The following is a 25,710-nucleotide window of genomic DNA, read 5'->3' on the forward strand; positions in this document are numbered from 1 at the left end:
CGTCACCTCACATAGGGAGAGTAGGCTTGTATATTTTCAAAAAAATATGGCTTGATTCGATTGTAGACACGTTCGGCATGGACTTCTGGTACAACCGTTTGCATCGGTTCTCCCCATTTGGTTTCGGTATCGTTAGGTGTGACAACGCAATTGGAACGAAGAAGAGGAATGAACTCGTGCTCCCAGGTGTAAGTGCCAATATCCACAAGGTAGGTACGACCTGCAGCTAGATGGTGAAGATACCAATTGTTAGCTTCAGACGTCGTTATTACATCCCAGTATCCATGTGCATTACTGCCATTGAAATATAGGCTCGTCACATCGTACAAACGTATCACTTTGGGCATTAACGCATAGTCGCATTCAAAATGCTGAGAAACAAGCCATCTCCGCCTATCGCTAATTTCCCAATAAACATAGAGCGAATGTGCGTCCACGATCATAAGATGTAGTATGTCCTTGTTATACCGATCGGGAACCTCGAACCCTGCGGTAGGTAATGCCTTCAAGGTGAATTCCTCTTTTCTAATGCTAATTACTACCTTTTCACTGTAAAAGCATTCGCATTTCCAAAGAAAAATATGCGTAGATTGCTAAAATCTAGCTGTCCTAAAAAAAAGGAATTTCAAACTTTTCTGGCGAATATATTGGACTAATCCGGGTTAAGAAGTTTATGCTTACGATGCAAGCTTTCCTAACGGAAAGCTCTAAGGGAGGGATATTCATGAGTTTTTGTTGTGGAGCCAGTATGATTGGAACGAAAGGTACCTTGAAGCACATTCGTACACAAATTCACAATGTGCCCATTCTTTTTTGCCCGGTCTGTCATCGCATTGAAGTTCACTATCTGGTGGAGAACGAATATGAGATACTAGCGGAGTATGCTCACGGAGACGGTGCTCCTGAGGTTGATTTTACGGAATATGTAGATGGTAAGGATCATTTATTGCATGATAATTGTGTCAACCATGAGGGCGAAGAGCCTTTAGATATAGTACGCTGTCAAATTGATATGGCCCTTGATTTGCTTGGGGTGGCGAAATCGATTGGCGATAATGAATGGGAAGATCAGCTTAAGAAACGATTGAAAATGCTGAGTGTACGCCGAGATAAACTAAAAAACAAAAAAACCTCTAAGCACACATAGGGGTTTGTTGACGAGACAGATGTCGCACACCTCTTCAGGATATATATCTTTTCCAAATTTTTCATTCTCAATGCTGCTACTCTAATCTAGTCTAAGCTGGTGGGGAACGAGGAGTCGCTATTTCAGCGATTAAGCCGATACGGAGCTGGTATGCGGAACGTAGGAGCGCTATTTTGGTGTTTTTGCGGTTTTACGCATCGAAAACGGGAAATAGCGGCTCCTCGTTCCGCAAAAACGGGAAATAAGCGGTTTCGAGCAAAATAAGGTCTCTACGTTCCGCGAGCATAATGGTAGTGTTAGTTAGTTTCGATAAAAAAGAAGACGGTAGGGTCACGTTAAAATGTGCCCATAACGTCTTCTTTTTTGTTAGACTCATCCTTAACTCATCTATATGGTAAGCACTTGGTGTTTATTGAAGTTCCTGCAGAAGCTTCGCAAAATCCTTCTGAAGATTCCTGCTCAAGGGAACCTTAACAGGCGTATGATTCAAATGAATAAGAAATCTTCTCGAAGTGGGGAATCCACTTTCTTTCACATACGATACCACATGGCGCAAATTGACTAGAAAACCTTTGAATGGACTGAACATATGAGGGGAGCTCTGTGCCAGTATATCTGTTAAATTCGTGCTGGATTCCATATGTGCGCCATTCATGAGATGGATTCTGGTCAAACGCTTATCCTCTTTCTCAATGAAGAGGATGGAGTCTTCGGATATAGGCAGCTCTGATTTTTGATTTTTGACTGTAATCCATGTTGTACTTCTAGGCTTCGGTGCTTGTACCTGTTGACTGCGTTCTAGTTGAATCTCCGAAATGGCCTTCCGAATAGCCGCTTGAAACTTTGGCAGCATCACTGGCTTGGACAGAAAGTAGAGGGATCCTAGATCGTGAAAGCTCGTCAGAACATGGTCAATATTCGTCGTTCCGCTAACCATGATGACTTTCTGCTGATATCCAGCGCTGCGCAAGGATTGAACCATCGTGATGCCATCTAAATTTCCTTCCAATCCAATGTCCACTAGCATAATGTCAGGTTGAAGCTGATCGTATAATTGTATAAATTGTTCGCCTTCAGAAACGATTGAGATGACTCTTAGCCCGCATTGTTGACTATAGCTTTCAAGTAATTTGCCTGCCCAATAGTTATCTTCTACGATGGCCACTGTGAATCGGTGTCCCATACGTTCATCGCACTCCAATCCTCTCACCCATGGCCCCATATATCCTGTCAACTTATACTCAGAAACAGCCAACTTAGTCCACTTTGAAGGCAAAAGAACGGTTATCTTGTATAGTTCTAGGTGTGGATTCAAATAGGTAGACTGCTTAAGAGCAGGCATAGAAATGAGGGAACATGTAATTGTTTACATGGGTGAAATTTATCCTAACCTGTATTGATTTTGTACCTATGATTTTATTCGCATTATTACTATTCAGACAAAGAGTCAAACCGTATTGGATACAAATAACGCTCGCTGCACTCGCAGGAACGATGGTCGCTTATTTTGACAATTGGCCTTTACTATACATTTGTATTATTTGTTCGCTGCTTATGATGGTTTGGAAATTTAGCCTTGTACCGACTTTAATCATAGCTTTATCCGGGTATATTCTGTCGGTCATCGTATCTACGATTGTTCTCTTTTGTTGTGATTTAACCGATCTTGCTGCTTACACGGATATCAAGGATGACTCGTTAACAACTAATTTGATATTACTTTTGACCATTATAACGAAATGCGGCGTTCTTCTTGTCATTCATAAGCTTCGGCTCGGATTTACTTTTCTCTCGAATTATACGAGAATACCGCTGACTAAGGAAAATGCTGGCTTCTATCTCTTCATTGTTGTTGTTATTATTGGAATTACATACCGTCATTCCTATCCGGATAGCGTGCTAAGCGCGCTGATGCCGATCCAAATGCTAAGTATGGCAACTGTTCTCTTCATCTATGTCATGCTAGGTAAGGAACTTGGCTTTCAAAGATGAGTGCCGGGGGCTAGATTCAGCTTCCACAACAAACCCTGTATTGCGAGCCTCGTATTCAAGAAGAGTCTGGTGATATTTCTTTTGCGGCATAGCGGCGATGGTAACACTAGGACCTTCTTCATAATCATTAAAATAAAGTTTGCCTTCTGAGGGGGCATACTTTTTTATTTTGTTCAGATTGACGAAAAGATGCATGTCCAATTTCACAAAATGATGATCCGTCAATGTTTCTATGAAACTCGTGAACGCCACAAGAGATTCTACGTTTTCTTCTATGATGCCATCAGGCGAAACATATTGTATCGATTTGATACCAAACTCAACATACCAAACGTTATCTAAATGGATTTGAATAGAAGATAGCGAAGACGAGGCTTCTTCTAAATATCCTGCTTTTATTAGTAAATCGGTGTAAGGATATTGGTATGCTTGTGATAGCTTTCTCAAGGTGTCAGGGGATGGCTTGATGACATCATTCGTGGTACGATTACGTCCGAGCTCTAGATCCCTAATATAGGCATGAGACAAGCCGCTTTTACTTGCAACTTTACGCAAGGACAATTTACCTCGTAACGTCTCTAGAAACTTGCCAAAGTGATTGCCGGGTTCCAAATGAAACACCTCCCATGCCTTTAATTGTATAGGATTCAAGGTTAAAATGAAACCGTACTTTAGGTTTTATTTGCCATTAGGTGCCCAATTGGACATCTATGGTATAATAAATTTACTTTTTATTTCTGATTACATATAATTGTACCCCCCGAATTGTTATACATAGGGACGAAACTACTATACTGTGAGGTGGAACGGTGCTACTGGTACTATTCAAAAAGTTCCTTGGAAAGAAGGAACCCCAGGGACAAAGTGAACCGCATGCCTCTTCCCTTGAGGTAACCATACATCAAATTCAAGCAGGAGACCTACGACTTAGGAATCAATTTATTGCTGACTACCAGCCCTATGTGGCTAAAGTTACAAGTAGGTTCTGCAAGCGATATATCGACCCCGCACGAGATGACGAATTCAGTATCGCTTTAGCAGCGTTTAATGAAGCAATTAATCAGTATTCTTCCGTTATGGGAAGGTCTTTCCTAGGCTTCGCAGAAACGGTCATGCGGAGGAGATTAATTGATTTCTTACGCAAAGAACAGCGTTTCAAAGGACAGATTCCTTACAGCTCGTTCGATCAAGAAGATGATGAAGATAACCTACTCAATCCAATTGAGGTTCATCAAGCTATCGAAGCTTATGAAAAGCAAAAGGGACTTGAAGAACGGCGAAGTGAAATTATGGATTTTAGCCGATGTTTAAGTGATTTTGATATCGATTTCTCTGAATTGACAGAAGCATCCCCTAAACACGACGATTCCAGGCAAATGCTGTTCGGTATCGGCCGCACGCTAGCACAGGATGCAGAGCTTATGCGTACTCTTCTGACGAAACGGCAGCTGCCGATTAAAGAGCTGCTGGAGCAAGTTCAGGTTTCCAGAAAAACATTGGAGCGAAACCGTAAGTATTTGATTGCGATAGCTCTCATCTTTAACGGACCCTACCCTTACTTGCGAGATTATTTACATATTCGAGAATGAGGAAAGCATAAAGAAAGGAAGAACAGCGCATGAACAAGGGAATCGTAATGGAATTAAGCGAGAGCTCCATTATTGTCATGAATCCAGAGGGTCGGTTCGATAAGCTTCCGAGGGGAACGCGGAATTGTGAAGTCGGGGAAGAGATACTATACGCACCTGTGAAGCGGCGTATGCGTGTACCGCAAATGGCTATTGCATCGGGACTGGCAGCGGCAATCGTACTATGCTTTGTCTTAGTATCAACGTTGACAGGAACCGTTCCAAGTGGCCAAGTGGTTGCTTACGTAACCATTGATATCAATCCTAGTGTAGAAATAGGAATTGATAATGATGAAGTTGTACAGGATTTAATTGGGTTAAACTCAGATGGTGTTGATCTAATTCAAACATTAGTCTATAAGGGTAAGTCGTTAGAAGCTGTCACATCTGATATTTTAGACAAAGCCGAGCAGGGAGCACTTGCTAGAGGTGAAGGAGATATCATCATCAGCTCTACGATTGTAGAACAAAAAACGGATGTGAATGATCAGGCGATTGCTACAAAGCTGAAAGCTCAGGTCAGTAAGCATATAGAGCAAACCCATCCGGATCAAATTAAAAATTATGAAGTGACTGCATTCGCCGCCCCGCAAGAAGTAAGACAAGAGGCGAAGGCCAGCGGTGTATCTGCCGGGAAGTACGCGATATATTTGAATGCGGTAGACAATGGTGCGAAAGTATCTCTCGACGACATCAAAACAGTGTCGATTCATCAACTCGCGAAGGATAACGGCGGGATTGATAAATTAGTAAAGCCGGATAAACCGATCGATAAATCGTCTCTGCAAAGGCTAATCGCAGATGAAAAATCCGGAAAGCTCAGCGAGAAAATTCAGCAAATTCAGGACGAGAAATCGGCCAAAGACAAGAACAACGATAAAAATGATAAGAACGATAAGAGTAACAATAGTAAGAACGGTAATAATGGCAAAGCTACGGTGAAACCAACACCGACACCGTCTTCGAAGAATGACAAGAACAACAGGAACGACAATAATAATAAGAACGACGATAATAATAAGAATGACAACAAGAACGACAACAAGAACGATAACAAGAACGATAGAAATGGCAATGATCGTAATAATGACAACAAATCAACGCCAAAGCCGAACCGCTCAGGTGATGACAATGAGGATGATTCCAAGAAAGAGTCATCCTCAAAACCTAGAGCAACATCAACGCCTAAGCCTACTGATAAACCTTCCAGTAAGCCAACAAGCTCAAGTAAACCGACGGAAAAGCCAACTGCCAAGCCAACGCAGAAACCGAAATCGGAAAATGATAGAAGCACCATTTTCCCTTGGAGCTGGAGCGATCGGAACAAGGATTCAAAAAACCGCGATGATAATAGGGATTAGTAGGAGTTAAAAGAATAGAATATATACATAAGCACCCTAGATGAACACCCTAGGCATACTTCACTTTCACGTGAAGCTATGCCTAGGGTGTTTATGTATGTTTTATTCGGCAGAGCTCATTGAAGGAACCATAGTTGCTGGAGGAGATTCTTTGATGCGGGAAGAGCTTTTACTTCTCCGGCGTGCTCTAGCTTTGAATTGCCAAATGACCAAACCAGTAATCATGAGGAACAGGGGCATCATCCCCATGAGAAAGCTTCCGATTCTTACAGGTTCACCACCCCAAACAGCGAAATGCAAACCTCTTTTCCAGGCACTGTAAAACGCCATAGGAGCATTTGGGTTGGTTTTACCTAAAATTTCACCCGTATAGGGATCTTCATAGACGGTAACATTGCTGGAACCACTTGGACTGTAACCTTCTTTCATCGCTAACTGATAAGTCTGATCAGGCTTCGTGGGTAGTTGAACTCGGACCAGCTCAAGGTTAGGAAATCGTTCTTGCGCGTTTTGAACGATGGTGTCAAGAGAAAGCGGTGAACCGTTCATCTTTGTTGTTTTGCTCCAAGAGGCAGCTGCTTCGATTTTGGTCGACAATCCGAACCATCCAAGCACATATTTATCAAGTTGATATACCGTACCTGTGAGGGCGAAGACGAGAAGGAAAGGAATGGTTATTATACCGACTGTTTTATGTAGTCCTAAATTGAGGGCAAGCTTACCTTTGTTTCTAATAATTCGGAAGCCAAGAGCGAATTTGCGAAGGCCAGGCCACCACAGATAAGCACCAGTGACTAGAATGATGATGAGACCGATACCCATGAAGCCGGCGACAATGGAAGCATTAGCTTTACCAAGTACATCCTGAGCAAGTAAATAACGGTGTATTTGCAGCACCTTCGTAAAGAAAACATTTCTACTAGGTCCAACAGGCCCAAGTACATGGGCGGTACCTGGATCAACGTAAACATTTTGCGTCGAAGCTTTGCCACTCACGTCTTTGGTTAGTCTTACCTGATAAAGACCATCTTCTGTCGGAAGCTCGATTCGATCCATTTTGAACCTTGGAAAAGCTTGCTCCACACCCTGCTGAACGTCGAGTAGTGAGGCATGACCTGGCGTAGGCTGATAAAGCTGTGGATGTATCCATTTCTCTACATCATTTTCAATGACAAGCAGACTGCCTGTCGTGCAGATGACAACAATGAATAAGCCTAGAAGTAAACTTACCCAAAGATGAATTTGTAATAATAATTTACGCATAATGGCCCCTTCCATAACTGAGAATGATTATCAAAATCACGAGTCTGTTTAGAATGATAATGATTATCACTTTCATTGTCAATACATTTATGGCTATTAAAGTTCGATTGTTATCACTGAATGAATGATAGCGTTTACAATTACCTGTTTCATGGAAAGTAGAACCGAGTTGTATTACAATAGTTGCAAGCGCAATTATGAATGATTTTCTTAGTTTGAAGGGAGATTTTGGCTTGAGATATTCGGCTTTCGGTAAATCTGGCTACAACGTTTCATCACTTGGATTTGGTGCTATGAATCTTCCAGGTGTACCTCTAGAACAGGCAAGAGAAGCATTGAATTACGCCTTGGATCACGGCATTAATTATATCGATACGGCAGCAGCATACCGGAACAGCGAGGAAATTATTGGCGAATGCATCTCCCATCGCAGACAGGAGTATTTTCTAGCGACGAAGACAGGGGCACGTGATTACGAGACTGCCAAAGCGGAGATTGAGAGAAGCTTGGTTCGGATGAAAACAGACCATGTAGATTTACTGCAAATTCACTACGTGAACTATGTAAGCGAGTTTAAGAAAGCGATGGATATTGGCGGCGCCTATGAAGCTGCACTTGAGGCTCAGCGGGAAGGGAAAGTACGATTTATTGGTATTTCCGGTCACCGTCCAGATTTACTGGCGAAATGGATCGCCAAAGGGCAATTTTCGCAGATTTTGTTTCATCTCAATTTGGCGCAGCCGTTTGCACTTGATGAGCTGATTCCAAAAGCGACAGAGATGGATTTAATGAAAGTGGCGATGAAGCCTCTGTCCGGCGGGTTCATTCAGCCGGTTGATCGTGCGATCCGCTATCCTTACAGTCAAGACGTGCATGTGACGATTTCTGGGATGGTGAGTATCAAGGAAGTGCAAGAAAACTTGGCTGCGCAGGAGAAGGAAGTAGGGGCCGAGGAGCGTCAGGAGTTGGAGCAATTAGCTATAGAGCTGGGTCAACATGATTGCAGACGCTGCAATTATTGTTCATGTCCGCTCGAAATCTCAATTCCAGACGTGATGATTGCGAGTAGATTTAGAGAGAAATTCGGATTGCTGCCGAAGGGCGACGGATTTTTCCAAAGACAAAAGGATAGAATAGTAGGCTGTGCAGACCATGATCCTTGCAAAGAGAAACCGCTTTGCGAAGAGAAGTGTCCTTACCAGCTGCCCATGCAGTCCGTGGTGCAGAAGGCCGCATCTTTTTATTAATTTGAGAGACAATAGAAACTACAGAAATTATAGAAATTACAGAAATTACAGAAACAATTGAAATTACAGAAATTATAGAAACTACTTGAGGTTAGGAGAATTACCTATGTTTGCAAAAATTACGGATGTAACGACGGGCGTATTTACGTCATTGATGGATAATGAAACGGGGGCAGACGCTATCCTCGTCTGCCTAAGTGAAGCTGAGCTGCGCCAGGACATCGTCCTCGGACTACCGCAGCTCGATCAGGCCCTTGAGCGCATGCGCGCAAAGGGCCTATTCACTGGCGCCTCAGGCGAGCTCGAGGCGCTGCCGACCCACGGGCTGCTGCCGTACGCGTACGTGCTCGTTGCGGGGCTCGGCCCCGCAGCGTCACGCGATACGCTGCGTGCAGCCGCGGTGTTCGCAGCGCGTAAAGCACTCGCGCTGCAGTTCGAACGCTTGGCGCTGAAGCTGCCAAGCGGGTTCGACAGCCGGTCAGCCGCCTCGGCGCTGACCGAAGGGCTGCTCCTCGGTACGTACCGCATCGCGGCGTACCGCAAGAACGAGCCTGCGCGCGCAGAGCTGCGCCAGGCGGTGTTGCTCACAGAAGCGGCTGCGGATGCAGCGCTTCTGGAGGGGGCGATCGCAGCCGCTGAGGCGGTTGCGGAGGGCACGAACTATGCCCGGGATCTTACGAACCTCCCGGGCAATAAGCTCATTCCGGCTTCCATCGCAGAGGAAGCCGTTCGGCTCGCCCAGCACTACGGCTTCGCCTGTGAAGTGCTGGACGAGCACGAGATTGCCGCCCGCGGGATGGGCGGCCTTACCGCGGTTGGCACAGGCAGCGTCAACCCGCCTCGCATGATCACCCTGCAATATAAGGGTGATCCAGATTCCGCCGACGTGCTGGGCCTCGTCGGCAAGGGCGTGACCTTCGATACCGGCGGGATCTCGATGAAGAAGCCCGACGGCATGGAAGAAATGATCAGCGATATGGGCGGAGCCGCTACACTGCTCGGTGCCCTGCATGTCGTCGGTCAACTTAAGCCGAAGGTGAATCTGGTCGTGGTTATCCCTGCGGCGGAGAACATGACGTCTGGCTCTGCCTATCGTCCCGGTGATATCGTCACAATGCTCAGCGGACATTCCGTGGAAGTGTTGAATACGGACGCGGAAGGCCGCATTATATTGGCAGATGGCTTGACCTACGCCAAGCAGCTGGGAGCGAATCGCCTGATTGATGTTGCAACATTAACAGGGGCCATTTTAATCTGCTTCGCCGATGTCGCGACTGGCGCTGTTACGAACGATGACGAGTTTCTGAAACCGCTGCTCCAAGCAGCTTCGGCGGCTGGAGAAAAAGTATGGCAGCTGCCAAACTATCCGGAGTATCGTGCCATGCTGAAGAGTGATGTCGCCGATATCAAGAATGCGACTTCATCTGATCGCTGGGCAGGAGCCATAACAGCAGGTCTATTCATCGGCTACTTCGCCGAAGAAACGCCTTGGATCCATCTGGATACAGGCGGCACGGCTTGGTTATGGTCGGCCAAAGGCATCGAGCCTAAAGGTGCAACAGGTGTCATGGTTCGTACTTTAGCGGCTTATCTGTGTGGGGACGAACTTAACTAGTTTTTATGGCCGTGATGGGCAGGATCAGATTAGGATGCTTCTGAAGCAGTTTTTGAAAAACGCTACTAATTGCTCCCACGCCATATGAAATAAATAGCAGTCTTTAGGAGCTCTTATTTGTCTTAAATAAGCTTGCTTGCAGCAAATAGAAGCCCCTAAAGGCTCTAATGTACAGAGGAATGGAAGAAATCGGTGTCATCTTATGAGGATAGAAGTCTCTAAAGACTCTTATTTAGCGATTTTCACACGATTTTCTCTAAATAACAGCTTCTGGAGACTCCTAATTGGGAAGTATCACTTACATAAGCTCCCCTCAATCTAGTGCTTACCGGGGTTTATCTAACACAAAAAAATCACCCGTCATCGAGTTACCGTCATTCAACCATGAAGTACTATGGTTGAATGGCGTAATAACTCAAGGCAGGGTGATTTTTTTTATCTTCCTAGGCGCCAATACTTTGTCCTGCTGTAGCTTGCTGATTAACTGGCCTTTGAAGCAATTCATTCACGTCGGACATCCGAATGACCAGACGGTTGATTTCATTTGTTGTATAAGAGAGATGCTCGGTACGCTGCTCAAGCTGCGTTAAGGAAATGCCGATCCAATTTTTCTTACGTCGGTGTAGAAATAGATCATATTTTAACACCGTCATTGTTGCGGCGAGGGGATCTGGCTTGATATAGACATCTTTCATGATATCTTCCATATTGAAAAAGAGCTTTCCGCGCTTCCATCTTACATACCCTGGTTCAAACAAGATAACAAGAAAATCAGAATCAGCCTTGTCCTTGTTTTCCATTGTAATCAATCTAACAGCACCTTTAGCTTGATTCGGCTTAATGAACTGATTTGATCGAATATCGGGGAGAAAAGGAACAATGAGAATCGGACATACGCTGGCGATATACAAATAAATGGTTGACTGAAACATGAGAGAGAGTACAATGAAAGTCAAAAAGAGTAATAAGCTTGTGATAAGACCAAAATGGTTTGGTTTCATAGTATTTGGGTGATCCCGCCTGACATGATAGATTAGGTAGTCAGTCCTATTTTACCATAAGCACCCTATAGTTTGTAAACTTTAAGATCAGTCATACATCATAAGAATTACATCAGGAGGCGAGTATGACAATGAAAATTGTGGGTTATTTACGAAAACCCAGAAAAAAAGTATCCACCTACCGAAAAAGTCTGCTCATCGCAACGTTGGAGGGGTTCCCGGCGGTTATTATTTTTCAGCTCCTTGGCGGTCCGTTTCTAACGGGTTATTTGCTTTATTTAGGAGCGACTTCAACCGAAATTGGTTTAGTGTTGGCCATTACAACCGTCGTCAATATCATTCAAATTGGGATGGCTGTGGTCATGCAAAAATTCAGAAACCGCAAACGGATGCTGCTTATATTTGCTTCCTCACACCGATTGCTTTGGACTTCTGTGGGTTTGATCCCTTTTTTATTTCCCAAAGATCTGTGGGTTGTCATGTATATTGTGCTATATACAGCTGCTCATTTGGGAAATGCCGCGGGTGGAATTGTTTGGACCTCACTGATTAGTGATGCGGTGCCGGGTCCGGTTCGAGGACGTTATTTTGGACTTCGCAACACGATATTGGGCGGGGTAAGTTCTTTAGCTCTTTTCATTGGCGGACAAATATTAGATCGGTATCCAGGCGGGCAAGGTTTTAACTATTTATTTATCATATGCAGCGTTTGTGTGGTCTTAAATATACTAGCCTTCGGTTTATATCCGAATCCCCCCTTCGAGCCATCTACGGCATCGAATCCGGTAGGGATGATTGGGAAGCCGTTGAAGGATCGCGCTTTTCTTAAAGCGATTCTTTTTTTGGCTGTGTTTTTATTCGTGCAAGGGGTAACCGTGCCGCTCTTCTCATATGTCATGCTCAAGCTGATGAAAATTAATTATGAAACTGTCTCGTTAATTACGGTCGTTCATACCGTGGTCATGATGGCGAGTTACTATGTATGGGGCAATTTGAATGTGCGTTATACGGCTCAAACCTTGCTGTTATGGTCCTTACCGATCATTGCACTAGCTTGTTTATTATGGGGAGCGATTGCTTTCATTCCAGCCATTGTTGTTCTGTATGCCGTTCATATTGTTCTTGGCGTTGGCCTGGGTGGGTTTAATCAGATGGTGTTCACGTTTACGATTGGCGACACACCGAAGAGCGAACGTCCGATGTATATTGCTACTTATTCGGCGATCACTGGCTTTGCCGCTTTCTTGGGACCTATTTTTGGCGGAAAAGTATATGCCTTGATTACGGATGCCCCGATGTGGGTGCAAATATATGGTGTTTCTACGGTAGTTGGCGCTGTTTTACTTGTACTTGGACTGTTGGTCGGACGTATGGTGCTGGGAAAACAAATGAGGAGTGAAGCATAATGACGAAGAAAAGAATCGGATTAATTGGTCTAGGTGATATCGCACAAAAAGTGTATCTGCCTCTTTTATCGGTCAACGAGCAAGTGGATATCGTAGGCATCATGAGCTCCACCCCGGCGACGGTAGAACGGATAAAGGCAAAGTATCGCATTCCTTATGGGACAACGAACTTAGATGAGCTTCTTGCACAAGGACTGGATGCTGTTTTCGTACATAGTCCGACATCTACCCATTACGATTTGGCTATGAAAAGTATAGAACAGGGCGTAGCTGTTTATGTAGATAAACCGTTGTCCTACGATTGGGCACAGTCCGCCGAGATGGCTTCTTATGCGGAGAGAAAAGGGGTTTTGCTGGCAGCGGGGTTTAACCGCAGGTTTGCTCCCCTTTATATAGAGGCTAAGCAATGGCTGCAGGAGGCAGGCGGCTTCGATTGGTGTTCAGCCGTTAAGCACCGGATCAAGCAGCAAGGTCATAGCGCCAAAGAGACATTGTATGATGACCTGATTCACATGCTGGACCTATTGCTATGGCTTGGAGAGAGCCCGTACGAAGTGAGCACATACAATCAACAAGTCGATGAAACAGGCAAACTACTCCATGCGTCAGGGACGCTGGCATTCGACACTTCACTAGGCAATTACAGCATGGTTAGACTTGCTGGTGTTGATTTAGAGAAAGTAGAACTTCACGGCAGCGGCCGATCGGTAGAAGTAACAAACCTAGAGTCAGCCGTTTTTTATGAAAAAGACGCCGCGCCACGCGTACGCTCCTTCGGCAGCTGGGACACGGTACTTGAAAGAAGAGGTTTTGCCGGTGTTGTTCAGCATTTCCTGGACAGCTTGGACAATCCGAATGCCTGCAGCATCCGTGGAGACCTTGTTCTAGAGTCACATCAATTAGTGGAACGATTGTCCGTATAGACAGGTACAGAAAAGGGTAAAGGGGGCATATCATCCAAAAGTGACTTTGGATGATATGCCCCTTCTTTACTGTTCACTTCTCTGACTTTTGCTGCAAATATAGAATGGCATCCCGAAGCAGCTTGGCGGTACTACTATCTGTATACTTGCCATCCTTGATGACAGCATCAAAGATTGTCGGATCTTTAAGCTGACTTTGGTTTAACAATTTCTGAAGCTGAGTAACCTTGTTCTGCAAGCTGTTATAAGTGCTTTGATTTGGGAAATAACCTAAATTCCATAATAAACGGAGTAGATCGTCCAAATGATCGAGATCCATGATCACCTTCAATACAAAGGTACGTACGATTGTATTGCCCGCGCTATCTGTTGCCGTTACTACTATCGTATGCTGACCTATCCACAAGCTAAGCGGTTGGAGGTTAATATTAGGGCTAACAACGGCACCGTCCAGTTTGACTACAGATGAGGCCACTCCACTTAAAGCATCTGTGATACCAACATTCAATACAATCGGATCCGTCCAAAATACAGTTAAAGGACCGGCAATGTTGATTTCAGGAGCTTGTGGATCGAAGCGTACCTCCGCAGAATGACTAGCTTCCTGATTGCCTGCCGCATCAACACTGTAGTAATGTATTGTGTTTACACCATAAGTGCTTACCGTAACCGAGGTTCCCGCAGTAGCTGTTCCTCCATTTAGCATATAAAAGGACTGTTGTACACCGCTCAGAGCATCGTATGCCGCTAACGTGACGGTTTGCGGTGTGCGCTGCCATCCCTCTGATGATGTGTGCGTGGTGACTGGAGCCGTTTTATCGATGCCAATAATCAAATCTTTGGGCGCTTCTTCGTTATTCGTCACATCAATCGAGCGGTACTGGATTTGATGCACCCCTTCATCGCTGAAGGTGACCGGCTGAGCTGTGACAGGATGCCATGTTCCACCCTGAATTCGGTACTCCGTTTGCCTGATTCCAACGCCAACAGTCGGATGCACGGCTGTAAACGTAACATGCACATCTTGCTTGTTGAATGTGCCTGACCCAGTTGCCCCGTCCGCTGTCGCTGTTGTCACAGGAGGGGTGATATCTCGCTTCTTCACCTGGAAAGTCATCTCCTTGGTGTTGTTTGTGCGATCCATTTCAGTGAATCGTCCGATATCATTGATATTGACGCTTAACTGGTAGGTGGCTTCTCCATTAGGAACTTCCCAATATCCGTTCTCACCGCCTGCGTTTGTATAGAGTGTTGCACTACCTCCTACAGGGATAGATTGATTATACGTATCCGTATAGCCGAAAGAACCGCCGTTCAAACCAAACACGGCTCCGGTTATTTTGCCGGCAGGGGTCGGGAGAATACCGACATTTTTCACCGTGACATAGAATCGAATTCCCGTTTGCCCGGCATACGGATCTGCTGGATCCGTTCCAAGATCTGTTACGATAAGATCAGGGCCTGGAGTTAAGGGCTGGCGTTCCAAACTCAGAAACTCAAACGATTGATGGATGATACGGCCGTTTTTAGCGACAACTTTGATGATATGGTTTGCCATAGGGAGACCCGTCTTTTCGAAAACAACCTTCTTCGCGCCTTGTGTGTTTGCTGTTTTCAAATCTACTGTTGCTTGCAGGACGTCATCGATATACACATCAGCCTCGCCTAAAGTAGACTCTATATCAGAATACCAACGGATTCCCGTACCCTTAAAGCCCATAGCTGTGTAATCGCCAGGTGTTGTCGTTTCATGAAGATTGGCTCCATTGGCGCCGAGAGCGAAGGTAGAAGCGGAATAATACATATTCGTACTGGAATGAATGACATTGGTCCAAAGTGCTTGAGGTGTTTCATCCAAGATGCCTTCTTTTAGCTCGAACCAATCGAAGTAGGCGAACACATTATCGCTGCTCTTGACGATGGACAGCACAAGGTTGCTTATGTCCGCAGGCATCATGACGTTATATTCGACTGTCGTATAGACGTTCGGCTCCGTTCCCGGCAAATCTAGCGTCCGTATCAGCTGATTGTCGATAACGAGATTCACCCTTTTGTTCGCGGCCGAACTATATTTAAGCTTAAGAATGTAATTGGTATTTGCTTTGACAGGCGGTTTCAGCATGTTCATCCGTCCTTGTGTAAAGTACATGCCGACGAATGTGCCATGATGTGTCACTCCTTCCAGCTCCGTTTGCTCTGCTTCAACATGCAAAGCTCCCGTAGACGTAGTGGTAAAAGGAGATGCCGGCAAAGCTAAGGAGGATATGGCTAAAGGGTCGCTCGGTACGGATTCGTTGCCCGAGTCATCATAAGCGATCAGCGTATACGAGTGTGCGCTTTCCGGTCTTACATCTTGATGAGAATAACGGGTTACGGCTTTCGGCAGCTTAGCGAGCAGTACGCCGTTATCATAGAGCTTATATCCGGCTACTTCTGCATTATCCGTAGAAGGCTGCCAAGTCAGCTTGATTTGTTTGTACGAAACGGCCCGTGCTTGCAGCGTAGGCTTGCTTGGTGCTGAATGTTCTAACGAGGTCAAAATATACTGCACGGCTTCACCTGGCTGGAGAGTTTCCGATAACTGCGCGCCCGAAGCGGCGTCAATAGTCGTAAAACTGCGTGCAGCCGCATACGTGTTGCCAGCGCCAAAGCGTTCTGCCGCATACTGGGCATTATTAGGCAGCGTGACATTGACGTTCATTGTAACCGGTGTCGTTTCAAAATTAACAAAATTGAGCAGAATTTTATTGGATTTTGCTCCAGTGTTGCTCACACCAAGACTAGATGTATCCACCGCGCGGAAATAAGCTTTTTTCCCAGCAAGCTCATTCTGATTTGTATACACATAAGGGAGCGGATTGCCATGCGTACTGTAGGCAAGCGCTAAACGGCGGAATACCTTCAAACGCGTTTCATCGGGATCACTCGTGTTGATCCACGCTTCGGCATCGTCTGCAGATTTCATCTCGATGTCTTCTTTGAGCAAGCTGTACTCTCGGAAGTAAGCGGCATGCTGCATGATGTAATCGAGATAGCCGATGGTACTGCGCGTTTCCCGATCGAAGATGGAGGCGAAACGGTGTGTGAATGTATCGTAACGGTTATTGTCGGTATGAAAATCATTAGCTCCCGTTTCACTCATCATCATCGGCTTTGCCATTCCGTCACCCTGATACTCAGGAAAAGTCTTTAATGTCTCAACGACAGCGCCTCCCTCACCACTCGAAATCCCGCTTAAGGTATAGCTGTGACCGTTCGTCATATCGGTATAGTCTTCAATCTGTCTGCGGTAGGCAGGATCACGCTCCCAGCCATCAGGAATTCCTTTGGATGGCCAGTAGGCCCAGCCTGGAGAAACCGCTTTCAACCAAGGGTTTAGCAAAGGCTTCTGCTCACTAACATACTTAGCAAGAGCCAAATCGGCCGCAAATGCATTGTTGAATACGCCGGGTTCATTATCAAGCTCCAAGTATTCGAACAAATCCCCATTTTCTGCAATGAGATTGTTGTAGTACTCTTTGAGCTTCTCAGGGACGACCCCCGAAGAGAGCTCAGGATCCTTGATATAGGTTCCGAATGGAAGCAGCACCGGTGCTAAATTCAAATCGCGCAAGGCAGTCAGCCATTCCCGCGAAAATTGACTGGAACGAATGACGTTCCCGCTGTAAGCGAGTCCCAGCCACTTCGTTACTTCCATCGTTTGCAGATCGCGATCTTTCAATACATGAGAGACAAGCGCAGTTCCTAGATGGGTATACCGCCCATGAATCGGTTCCGTAGCCGGAGCTCCCAATGCCTCAAGTTTGGCATAATCCCATTCAAACCAATGATATTCATCACCTTCAGTTCCCGCATACAAGCCTCGATCCAAAGACAGCTTCAGTTCATTAGATCCAACCTTCAGCATTTCCTTAGGAATATAAAGCTCGTAAGTTTCTTTGAATTTTCGAGTCGTATTCCCGCCGTTCAAGCCGACAATCTGGATTAAACCGGCCATCGTATCATTGGAAAATACAGCTAACTGTGGAACGGATACATACGCATCCAAGCTCCTAAAGCTGAACTGCACGCCATGCTCCGGGATCGCTGGCAAGTTGTAAGTAATAACCATAGAACCGTTGCGGCTAAGCTTCAGTCCTTTAGATACCGAACTCCAGTCTGTGCGAGTGGCCCAGTCGGAAGGAAGGCTGAAGGACTCAATGGGTGTTGATTTATAATCGCTAAATTCAGTCGACAGCTGATTATCAAGCCCGATTTTCCAAAGCATCGTATAAACTGGAGTTGGCTGTTCCACTGTAGTTAGCGTGTAAAAAGCGGTTGAATAAAGGATCTTTCCGGCAGGCTGAGCTGTCGTTTCTTTCAACCGAACTTGTATTTGTCCCGTCGTGTAATTGACATTGTCCAGTTGAAGCGGGTTCGTTGTTACGGTTTGCCACGTGTAACCGCGATCTGTGCTGTATTCATAGTCAGCCACATCCGGATAACCTGGAATGGGCGTCCACCCGAACGTATTTGCTGTGTCGTCCTGCACGGGATTAGATGGCGCATCAGGCAGCACAAAAGGTGTCAAGTAAGTGCCAGGTATCACTTGTTGGGCTATTCCCGGCCCTTGCCAGGCGACTGCCAAATTGTCATTAGAGGTGTTTTCTTTGTGCAGCGCCTCGATGTAATATCTTTTCCCGCTGGATAGCGGAATGACCACTGATTTCTGAGTTGGGGATTTACCCCACTCTCTGGGCTTAGCGAAGACTGTATTAGATGCGATCTTCTCTTTGTGCGCAGGATCACCATCCGGACTCAGCCATAGCTCGGAGCTGTCATCCGCTGCGATCCAGAAAGTGTAGCCTCCGCTGACTGGGGGCGTCAGAAAACCATAAACACGAGAACCATAGAGATCCCCCGTATTGTTCGGTGTCTCGAAGTTAGCGAGCAACCTCGAACCCGACGGAGGCGTCTTTAGTGGGATCTGTTCTACTTTCCCACCAGGAATATTGTTCCAATAGTCTTGGGTTATACCTGTTCCCGCAGCAAAAGCACGATACGCTGGAAAGAGCGGGAGCAGTGAGACAATGATTGCAGACAGAAGGATTGAAACAAGGAGTTTTGACTTGTGTAGGGAGCTCATAATTACCTCCATGAATGAGATTATCAATAGGATTCCCTAATCCTATCCGGGGTCCACGTCATGTGTAGACGGCGCTCCGACACATCTAACTTTGGAGCGCCGCTCCTCCTTAGTTCTATTTCAACTCTTTCTGAGACTGTTCAGCGAATTTGTACAGATCATCAATACTAAATGCCTTGGTTTTGTTGTTCTCATACCATTTGGCGTAATAATCGTCGACTTGTTTGCCGCCTGCTTTTTCCCATACATCCTTAGCATCCTTCACAGCTTGCTGAGCGGTATAGCCAGTGCCGCCTACCAAAGCTTTCAACCAAATGTCACCTTTATCGATGTTGTTGGATTTGCTTGTGCTTTTGACAATCGCTTGCAGATCATCAGGCAAGACCGGTAAGAAGTCATAGCCGAGAGAAGGAATAGGACGATCTTTATTGATATAGATTTCTTTGGATTTGAGGTTGATATCGAGCAGCTCTTTCTGGGTTGGCACTTCAGGGCGCAGGTTCACCAGATACACTTCCGCACATTTGCCCAGCAGCAAATCGGATCTCATCATATTCAGATCATCCGTGTACAGCTCTTTCTTATTTTTCTCCGTATCGATAGGCTGCAAACAGCCATTCGAGCCTTTTTGCGAATGTGTACCCTCAATACCGTTTTTCAGCAAGCTTGCATTTTGGGGATCCACCATCCAGTCAATATATTGCATAATTGCTTTCGGATCCTTCGCTTTGGCATTGACGACACCGACCATTTGCACAGGTGTGCTGATAATCGGGCTGAATTGTCCGAATTGACTCTTCGGTAAAGCCATAGGAATGACCTTAGCCGTAGGGTTGTTCTTCTTCAAAGTTTCATAGTTCGAAATGGTAAACCAAGCACTGTCGATCGCGAAAATCCCCAATTTTCCATTCATAAAATCTTGAATACCTTTTTGTCCGTTTTTATCTGTGAGAAAATCCTTATCGACTAATCCGTCGTCAAACAAACGCTTCTGGAATTCAACGGAAGCCTGGAGACGTTCCCAATCATGTACGAAATTTCCGTTTTGTTCAGCCCAATCAATCGAACGACCGAAGATGTGGCTGATCACGGAGAAGCCGACGCCGCTCAGGTTGATACCGAACGTATCCTTTTTACCGTTGCCGTCAGGGTCCTGGTTCACGAATGCTTTGGCTACGTTGTACAATTCTTCTGTTGTGGTCGGAACAGGGAGGTTCAATTTCTGGAGCCAATCCTCACGGATTAAGAGACGATGATGCGGGGCCACAACATTTAAACGCCCGATTTCATAAAGTTTGCCGTCTTCCTTCGTTCCAATCTTGCGCAGCAGCGGGTATTTCTCTAGAATTTGCTTGTAGTTCGTGCTGTATTTGTCAACCATCTCATCAATCGGCATCAGCAGCTTTTGCGAATACCAGCTGTTCCTGTAGTTGGCGTCATACTCCAGTATCAAATCCGGTGCGCTTCCCGAGGCAAGCAAAGCATTAAATTTCGGGAACGATTCCCAGCGGGGAACGGGTGTATATTTAACATCGACAGGACCGTTCTTGTTGATCCACTCCACCCAACGGTTTTTATCCCAGTTACCTTCCTCCGGAGGAACATTGCCCCGATCATAGACGGAAACGTTAATCGCTCCTCTTTTAGCCGGTTCGGCTGCTGGGGTCGCATTCGGACTTGACGATGCCCCTGGATCGTTGACTTTGGCTGTGGAGCAGCCTGCCAATACCGCGATACAAGCAAGTGTAGATAATAGAGCTTTCCGATGACCCGTTCGTAATATAAACATGGATATACCCCCCTTAGATAATTCGTTTCCTAAAACAGCTCAAGTTAGGTTGTATTGTCTTTCGTGTTATCCTTTAATCGCGCCGATCATGACCCCTTTAACGAAATACTTCTGCAAAAAAGGATAGACGATCAGCATAGGCACAATGAGTACGATCACGCCGGCCGCTTTGATGGATTCTGGTGTCATTTGCTGCAAATCATCCGGTCTCACGGAATTAAGCTCCTGAAGAATTGATTGGCTGGCGACCATCTGTTGAATCATTACCGCCAAATTCATTCGTGTGCTGTCATTGATAAACATAAGTACGTGTAAGAATGAATTCCAATATCCGACGCCATAGAATAAAGTCAACGTAGCCAAGACTGGCATGGATAACGGGAGAATAATCCGGGTGAGAAGTCTCCATTCTCCGCAGCCATCCATGCGTGCTGCCTCTTCAAGCTCTTCAGGCACATTCATAAAGAAGGTCCGAAGCACAAGCATATTGAACGCACTGATCAGACCCGGCATCCATATGGCGCCGTAAGTATCCAGTAAGCCGAGGCTTTTCACGATCAGGAACAGAGGAATTAAAGGTGTTCCGAACAGCATGGTAAATACGATAGCCAGTGTAAAAAAGCGACGCGCATAGAAATATTTCTTGGCTAACGGATAAGCCGCCATGATTGTAAACCACATGCTTAGCACAACACCGACAACGGTAATTACGACACTATTACGAAAGGCTTTGACCATATTCGTGCCATCATATAAGGCTTTGTACGCTTCTATAGTCCAGCCTTGCGGCCACAGGGTTACATGCCCCGATACAATTGCCTGATAGCTGCTCAGAGATAAAGATACGATATGCATCAAGGGAAGAACGCAGCTGAGAGCTGCAAGGCCAAGGAACATATAATTGATTGTGTAAAAGATTTTCTCATCCCATGTTGGTTTCATGATGGGGAGGCTCCTTTCTTACCACAGTCCTTGATCGAATTTACGGGCAAGTTGATTCGCAAGGACGACGAAGAAGAAGCCGACCAGAGATTCAAACAACCCGACCGCCGTAGTTAAACTGAACTGTCCTCCCTGGACACCCACGATAAAGATATAGGTGCTGATGACATTCGAGACATCCGAAACGGCTGCATTTTGGAGCGTGTACACATGGTCAAACCCGACTTCCATGACAGTACCCATACTCAAAATCAGCATGAGAATAATCGTGCTGCGAATACCGGGCAGCGTGACATGCCAGATCTGCTTCCATTTGGACGCACCGTCAATGCTGGCAGCTTCATACAGATGCGTATCGATCGAGGTAAGAGCCGCCAGATATATGATTGCTCCCCATCCAGCTTCCTTCCAAATCCCAGATCCGAGGAAGATAGCTATCCAACTATGCTCCTGATACAAGAAGGCAGTGGTGTGACCCGTCCATAGCTCCAACAGCTTGTTAACGATACCTGATTGTTGAGAGAATATCGTAACGACAATGCCTCCGACAATGACCCATGAGAAGAAGTGAGGAACATAGATTAGCGTCTGTACAATCCTTTTGAACCGCATGGCGCGAACTTCATTCAGTAGGATGGCAATGATAATCGGAAATGGAAATCCTGCAACAATGCTTAATAAGCTCAATGTGACGGTGTTGCGGATGATGGTCAGCGTCTGGGGTTGGGTGAAAAGTGCCTTGAAATACTTTAGGCCAACCCATGGGCTTCCCCAAATGCCATCCATCAAGTTATAGTTCTTGAAGGCAATTACATTCCCTAATATTGGAAAATATCTGAAGATAATAAAGTAAGCGATAACCGGTACAAACATAATCAACAGCGGCATATTTTGCTTGAAACGACGACGGGGCTGCAGCGACTTGGCGGCATGGTGGGTAAATCTTCGTGTAGTAATCATGGGGGCTGATTGAATGTTGTCTAGCGGTGTATGTGGCATCGTGTGTCACCTCCTTTAGTGTAAAAGTTGATCCATCTTTTGCTCCCTTGCCGTCGATGGAATCAATGTACCTCAGAGGTGCAATTCTTCTCAATATACATGAATTAGCGAATAAACTCTTTTGAAACCCCTTGCTGTACAAGGCTTTAGCGGATTTGATGCAGAGGTGAATAAACATCAATTAACAATATACTTTTCTTGAAAAATGGCATGATTACTCTTGCTTCCGATAATCGCCTGGCGTGACACCAGTATACTTCTTGAAGGCGCGTATAAACGATATGGCATGCGTGTATCCAACCATGCCCCCGATGTCCTGGACGGAGTCACGGCTGCTCTGGAGCAGCTTTTTCGCCTGTTCCATCCGGATCTTAACGAGATAATCAACGAATTTTTCGCCAAACTCCTCTTTGAATGCACGGCTGACATGCGAGGCATGAAGCTGAAACTGCTCGCTTAACGAGGTAAGCGATAACTCAGGATCTGCATAATGGGTCTCCACGTAGGTGCGAATCTGGTTCATGACGGCATGTGTGCTTCTGTCTTCACGAATATCAGCCATCCGCTGCGATACTTCTTCTAACAAGTGAAACCAAGCTGCATATAATTCTTCGATCGTATCGAACTGTTCAATGACGTCGTTCAGCTGAGGCAGCGCGATTTGCCATAACTCCTGCAGCTCGACTGAGAGCTCCATCATCTCCCGGTGTAAATGATAAACCAAATAATTCATGAGATTGCGGATCTCATCGTAGGAGAATAACCCGACTTTTAATTCGGTGAAAATTTGTTCCAAGGCGGGTTTCCACTCCTTGTCCCCCAAGCGAAACGACTGAGCCAGTGATTTGACCAGAGGCAAATGCTTATACATTTCCTTCTCTGCGGACGCTTCGGATTCCCAATGATACAGGACTCGATTCGTTCCTAAGGTCGATTTAAAGCGAAGAACATGGACCGCAGCCTCGTAGGAATGAACGAGCTCTTGAACTTGTCCAACCACATGCCCGACACCAAGTGTAATGCGGAAATGCAGATGCTGTTCGACCCAGGAGCGAACATTTTCGCACAGATTGGCTGCGAGTTTCTCGCTGTTTTTGACATTCTCATCGGCGAATATCACAACACTAAGCCTGTGTGTAGCCGTCCATTCCGCCCATACAGTCAGGCCAAGCGGTTCAGCAGTTTCATAAACGACACGGCTTAGTACATATTTCAGCAGCTCTTGATCCTTTTGAGAGAACATTCTGCATACTTCCATATACTTATCCATCTCGATGACCGCTGCAGCAAGCTGACCGAAGCCAGAAGGCAACTGCAGCCGATTCATCTCTGCTTTCCAGTCTTCATAATCGACTGCTCGGCTGCCTTCCAGCCATTCTTTGAAAAAGTGCCGCCGCCTGAATACGATATCTTCCTCATGCTGCTTCTCATAGCGGCTGGATAACTCCATGAGGTTGCCTATGGCTCGATCAATATACTGGAATTCGTCTTGTTTCTTGCCGTGGGCGCCCATCGACTTCAGTTCGGAATAGGCATGAATACGGGACATAATCAACTTAATCGGCCGATAATTGCGATATGTCACATAGGTCATCCAGACCCCACCAAGGACAACCATAACCAGTCCCAATCCGATCCATACATAGGAGAATACAGAGGTGAAAGTAAACAAATAGTCATCGTTGAGACCGCTTCGGTATTCCCAGTTTGTATAATTGGAATGGATTCGGGTCAGCTCGGACCCTCTTTTTCTAGAGCCTGCTACTCCATCAGCGTTTCCAGATGCCATCAGCTGTTTACCTTCGGGATCGAATACTTCAATGAAGCTGATCCCTGAATTGGACATATCACCGACCATTCTTACAATAGAATCCATACTGATATTAACAACGACGATGCCTTTTTGCCCGGATAACAGAGGAATCTTTCGTACTAAAGAAATGACGACTTTACGCTGATCCATCTCAGCAAATTCTTTAAAGATCCGCTGATTCGTCAGCTGATACTGAGAAGGGCTTTCCATCATCTCTTCTATGAACACTTTATCGCCGAAACGGTCTGCTGTTATCATCGTGTTTGGACTAATGACCATTTGATCAGAAACCCGGTAAAAGTAAACTGAATCAATAAACTTGTTGTAATTCATCATCCCCCGAATCAATTCTGTGACTTCATAAGCCGAGTAATAGGGATTTCCCTCAAATTTGTTGTCAAAAAACTGGTCAATCCGCTTATTTGTCTGCAGTTCCTTGATCACATATTCGTCTATCGTCTTCAAGGCATAGTCAACCGACTGCATGATATGCAAAGCATACGTTTTATTTGCATTTTCAGCTTCTTTTTTGGACAATTGGCTGATCGAAAGAATAATAAGCACAATGAGCACGGAAGTGATCATGAAAAATACAGGCAAATAGGAAAACAGAAGCCGATAAAACCATGGTTTGGTCATAAAAACGCTCCTCTAACATAATCCATATGCAATGAAATAACAGTTCTGCCGCGTTCGTCTCGCGACCGCTCACTGTCGTACGTTATATGCAAAATATTCAGGGATCATGCTTGTATAAGTGAATCCGCTTGATACTGGCATTTCTATATGATTAACTTTACAGGCACTTTCCCTTTGGTTCAGGGTAAGCTTGATGAGGGGAGTTAGTCTTAAGTGAGAGTTTCTATGAGCACTATCCCTTTGGCTCAGGATAAGTTCGGTGAGGTGAGTCCATCTTAATTGAGAGCTTCTATGAGCACTATCCCTTTGGTTCAGGATAAGCTGGGTGAGGTGAGTTCAACTTAGTTGAGGGTTTCTATGAGCACTATCCCTTTGGTTCAGGATAAGCTGGGTGAGGAGAGTTCATCTTAGTTGAGGGTTTCTATGAGCACTATCCCTTTGGTTCAGGATAAGCTGGGTGAGGAGAGTTCATCTTAGTTGAGGGTTTCTATGAGCACTATCCCCTTGGTTCAGGATAAGTTCGGTGAGGTGAGTTCAACTTAGTTGAGGGTTTCTATGAGCACTATCCCCTTGGTTCATGTTCGAGGAAGGCAGTTTTGTAGACTGCTCAGAAAATATGTTTCTGAAAGGACTGAGTGGGAAAGAGAGGATGCAAGGAAAAAGTTAATTGAAGCAACGGAAACACCAACTGGATAAAAATGGGGATTATCACATCACTGTGGAACTCCCCAAACTAAATAGAACTGTTCTAACTCCAGAAAAATATGATCACGCCCCGTCCCCGCCTCTGAAAATGAACTATATACATTAATAATAAAAC

Annotated in this window: 18 protein-coding genes; 8 read left to right on the forward strand and 10 right to left on the reverse strand. The window is 45.5% G+C overall.

Features of this window, described 5'->3' with window-relative positions; genetic code table 11:
• Window positions 1–2: 2 nt before the first annotated feature.
• Entirely contained in the window at window positions 3–509 is a 507-nt protein-coding gene (locus GC098_RS27540; RefSeq protein ID WP_171646400.1) for a DUF4912 domain-containing protein, read from the reverse strand.
• A 215-nt stretch (window positions 510–724) separates the two neighbouring features.
• On the opposite strand from GC098_RS27540, the gene GC098_RS27545 reads away from it, so the two are divergent.
• On the forward strand, window positions 725–1,147 hold the full coding sequence (locus tag GC098_RS27545) for a hypothetical protein (RefSeq protein ID WP_047680975.1): 423 nt from the start codon (window positions 725–727) through the stop codon (window positions 1,145–1,147).
• A gap of 409 nt (window positions 1,148–1,556) precedes the next feature.
• Here the strand turns inward: GC098_RS27545 and GC098_RS27550 are convergent, their stop codons facing one another.
• A complete protein-coding gene (locus GC098_RS27550; RefSeq protein WP_171646401.1) occupies window positions 1,557–2,402 on the reverse strand; it encodes a LytR/AlgR family response regulator transcription factor in 846 nt (281 codons plus the stop codon).
• Window positions 2,403–2,557: 155 nt separating this feature from the next.
• Here GC098_RS27550 and GC098_RS27555 point away from each other — a divergent pair, with 155 nt between their 5' ends.
• Complete coding sequence (locus GC098_RS27555; RefSeq protein WP_171646402.1) at window positions 2,558–3,139, forward strand: hypothetical protein; 582 nt, start codon at window positions 2,558–2,560, stop codon at window positions 3,137–3,139.
• Here the strand turns inward: GC098_RS27555 and GC098_RS27560 are convergent.
• Window positions 3,110–3,751: a helix-turn-helix domain-containing protein gene (locus GC098_RS27560; protein WP_171646403.1), complete on the reverse strand. Its 642-nt coding sequence runs from the start codon at window positions 3,749–3,751 to the stop codon at window positions 3,110–3,112. The two genes, GC098_RS27555 and GC098_RS27560, sit on opposite strands and share 30 nt — an antisense overlap.
• A gap of 197 nt (window positions 3,752–3,948) precedes the next feature.
• Here GC098_RS27560 and sigI point away from each other — a divergent pair, with 197 nt between their 5' ends.
• Both sigI and GC098_RS27570 read left to right on the forward strand, forming a co-directional pair.
• The gene (gene sigI / locus GC098_RS27565; RefSeq protein ID WP_171646404.1) at window positions 3,949–4,728 is read left to right on the forward strand and encodes an RNA polymerase sigma factor SigI; all 780 of its coding nucleotides are present in this window, start codon (window positions 3,949–3,951) and stop codon (window positions 4,726–4,728) included.
• Window positions 4,729–4,757: 29 nt separating this feature from the next.
• Window positions 4,758–6,128 carry an anti-sigma factor domain-containing protein gene (locus GC098_RS27570; RefSeq protein ID WP_171646405.1) on the forward strand — a complete coding sequence of 457 codons (1,371 nt, stop codon included), beginning with the start codon at window positions 4,758–4,760 and terminating at the stop codon, window positions 6,126–6,128.
• 102 nt (window positions 6,129–6,230) lie between these two features.
• Here the strand turns inward: GC098_RS27570 and GC098_RS27575 are convergent, their stop codons facing one another.
• Window positions 6,231–7,391 (reverse strand): PepSY-associated TM helix domain-containing protein, encoded by a 1,161-nt coding sequence (locus tag GC098_RS27575; RefSeq protein ID WP_171646406.1) that lies wholly within the window; start codon window positions 7,389–7,391, stop codon window positions 6,231–6,233.
• 233 nt (window positions 7,392–7,624) lie between these two features.
• Here GC098_RS27575 and GC098_RS27580 point away from each other — a divergent pair, with 233 nt between their 5' ends.
• Window positions 7,625–8,638 (forward strand): aldo/keto reductase, encoded by a 1,014-nt coding sequence (locus tag GC098_RS27580; protein ID WP_171646407.1) that lies wholly within the window; start codon window positions 7,625–7,627, stop codon window positions 8,636–8,638.
• A gap of 106 nt (window positions 8,639–8,744) precedes the next feature.
• Complete coding sequence (locus tag GC098_RS27585; RefSeq protein WP_171646408.1) at window positions 8,745–10,253, forward strand: leucyl aminopeptidase; 1,509 nt, start codon at window positions 8,745–8,747, stop codon at window positions 10,251–10,253.
• 443 nt (window positions 10,254–10,696) lie between these two features.
• On the opposite strand, the gene GC098_RS27590 is transcribed toward GC098_RS27585, so the two are convergent.
• On the reverse strand, window positions 10,697–11,254 hold the full coding sequence (locus tag GC098_RS27590) for a hypothetical protein (protein WP_171646409.1): 558 nt from the start codon (window positions 11,252–11,254) through the stop codon (window positions 10,697–10,699).
• A gap of 125 nt (window positions 11,255–11,379) precedes the next feature.
• Between GC098_RS27590 and GC098_RS27595 the strand changes: the two genes are divergently transcribed.
• Window positions 11,380–12,660, forward strand: coding sequence for an MFS transporter (locus GC098_RS27595; protein ID WP_246359013.1), 1,281 nt, complete (start codon window positions 11,380–11,382; stop codon window positions 12,658–12,660).
• The gene (locus tag GC098_RS27600) at window positions 12,660–13,583 is read left to right on the forward strand and encodes a Gfo/Idh/MocA family protein (protein ID WP_171646410.1); all 924 of its coding nucleotides are present in this window, start codon (window positions 12,660–12,662) and stop codon (window positions 13,581–13,583) included. Before GC098_RS27595 ends, GC098_RS27600 begins: the two co-directional genes overlap by 1 nt.
• Window positions 13,584–13,656: 73 nt before the next feature.
• Here GC098_RS27600 and GC098_RS27605 read toward each other — a convergent pair whose 3' ends face one another.
• The 5 genes from GC098_RS27605 to GC098_RS27625 all read right to left on the reverse strand — a co-directional run bounded on the left by GC098_RS27605 (window position 13,657) and on the right by GC098_RS27625 (window position 24,890).
• Complete coding sequence (locus GC098_RS27605; RefSeq protein ID WP_171646411.1) at window positions 13,657–18,708, reverse strand: OmpL47-type beta-barrel domain-containing protein; 5,052 nt, start codon at window positions 18,706–18,708, stop codon at window positions 13,657–13,659.
• Window positions 18,709–18,823: 115 nt separating this feature from the next.
• Entirely contained in the window at window positions 18,824–20,497 is a 1,674-nt protein-coding gene (locus tag GC098_RS27610; RefSeq protein WP_171646412.1) for an extracellular solute-binding protein, read from the reverse strand.
• A 66-nt stretch (window positions 20,498–20,563) separates the two neighbouring features.
• Window positions 20,564–21,439 (reverse strand): carbohydrate ABC transporter permease, encoded by an 876-nt coding sequence (locus tag GC098_RS27615; RefSeq protein ID WP_171646413.1) that lies wholly within the window; start codon window positions 21,437–21,439, stop codon window positions 20,564–20,566.
• An 18-nt stretch (window positions 21,440–21,457) separates the two neighbouring features.
• Entirely contained in the window at window positions 21,458–22,399 is a 942-nt protein-coding gene (locus GC098_RS27620; RefSeq protein WP_171646550.1) for an ABC transporter permease, read from the reverse strand.
• A 253-nt stretch (window positions 22,400–22,652) separates the two neighbouring features.
• On the reverse strand, window positions 22,653–24,890 hold the full coding sequence (locus tag GC098_RS27625; RefSeq protein WP_171646414.1) for an AraC family transcriptional regulator: 2,238 nt from the start codon (window positions 24,888–24,890) through the stop codon (window positions 22,653–22,655).
• Window positions 24,891–25,710 lie beyond the last annotated feature (820 nt).

Origin of the sequence: Paenibacillus phytorum (assembly GCF_013141715.1) — a bacterium.
In the GTDB taxonomy this organism is placed as follows: domain Bacteria; phylum Bacillota; class Bacilli; order Paenibacillales; family NBRC-103111; genus Paenibacillus_E; species Paenibacillus_E phytorum.

What these genes read in the sequence shown, in the direction of transcription:
- GC098_RS27615 (WP_171646413.1), bottom strand. Translation starts at nt 21,439, where the DNA reads ATGAAACCAACATGGGATGAGAAAATCTTTTACACAATCAATTATATG.
- GC098_RS27585 (WP_171646408.1), top strand. Translation starts at nt 8,745, where the DNA reads ATGTTTGCAAAAATTACGGATGTAACGACGGGCGTATTTACGTCATTG.
- GC098_RS27545 (WP_047680975.1), top strand. Translation starts at nt 725, where the DNA reads ATGAGTTTTTGTTGTGGAGCCAGTATGATTGGAACGAAAGGTACCTTG.
- GC098_RS27620 (WP_171646550.1), bottom strand. Translation starts at nt 22,399, where the DNA reads ATGATTACTACACGAAGATTTACCCACCATGCCGCCAAGTCGCTGCAG.
- GC098_RS27600 (WP_171646410.1), top strand. Translation starts at nt 12,660, where the DNA reads ATGACGAAGAAAAGAATCGGATTAATTGGTCTAGGTGATATCGCACAA.
- GC098_RS27570 (WP_171646405.1), top strand. Translation starts at nt 4,758, where the DNA reads ATGAACAAGGGAATCGTAATGGAATTAAGCGAGAGCTCCATTATTGTC.
- GC098_RS27575 (WP_171646406.1), bottom strand. Translation starts at nt 7,391, where the DNA reads ATGCGTAAATTATTATTACAAATTCATCTTTGGGTAAGTTTACTTCTA.
- GC098_RS27595 (WP_246359013.1), top strand. Translation starts at nt 11,380, where the DNA reads ATGACAATGAAAATTGTGGGTTATTTACGAAAACCCAGAAAAAAAGTA.
- GC098_RS27610 (WP_171646412.1), bottom strand. Translation starts at nt 20,497, where the DNA reads ATGTTTATATTACGAACGGGTCATCGGAAAGCTCTATTATCTACACTT.
- GC098_RS27605 (WP_171646411.1), bottom strand. Translation starts at nt 18,708, where the DNA reads ATGAGCTCCCTACACAAGTCAAAACTCCTTGTTTCAATCCTTCTGTCT.
- GC098_RS27555 (WP_171646402.1), top strand. Translation starts at nt 2,558, where the DNA reads ATGATTTTATTCGCATTATTACTATTCAGACAAAGAGTCAAACCGTAT.
- GC098_RS27590 (WP_171646409.1), bottom strand. Translation starts at nt 11,254, where the DNA reads ATGAAACCAAACCATTTTGGTCTTATCACAAGCTTATTACTCTTTTTG.
- GC098_RS27625 (WP_171646414.1), bottom strand. Translation starts at nt 24,890, where the DNA reads ATGACCAAACCATGGTTTTATCGGCTTCTGTTTTCCTATTTGCCTGTA.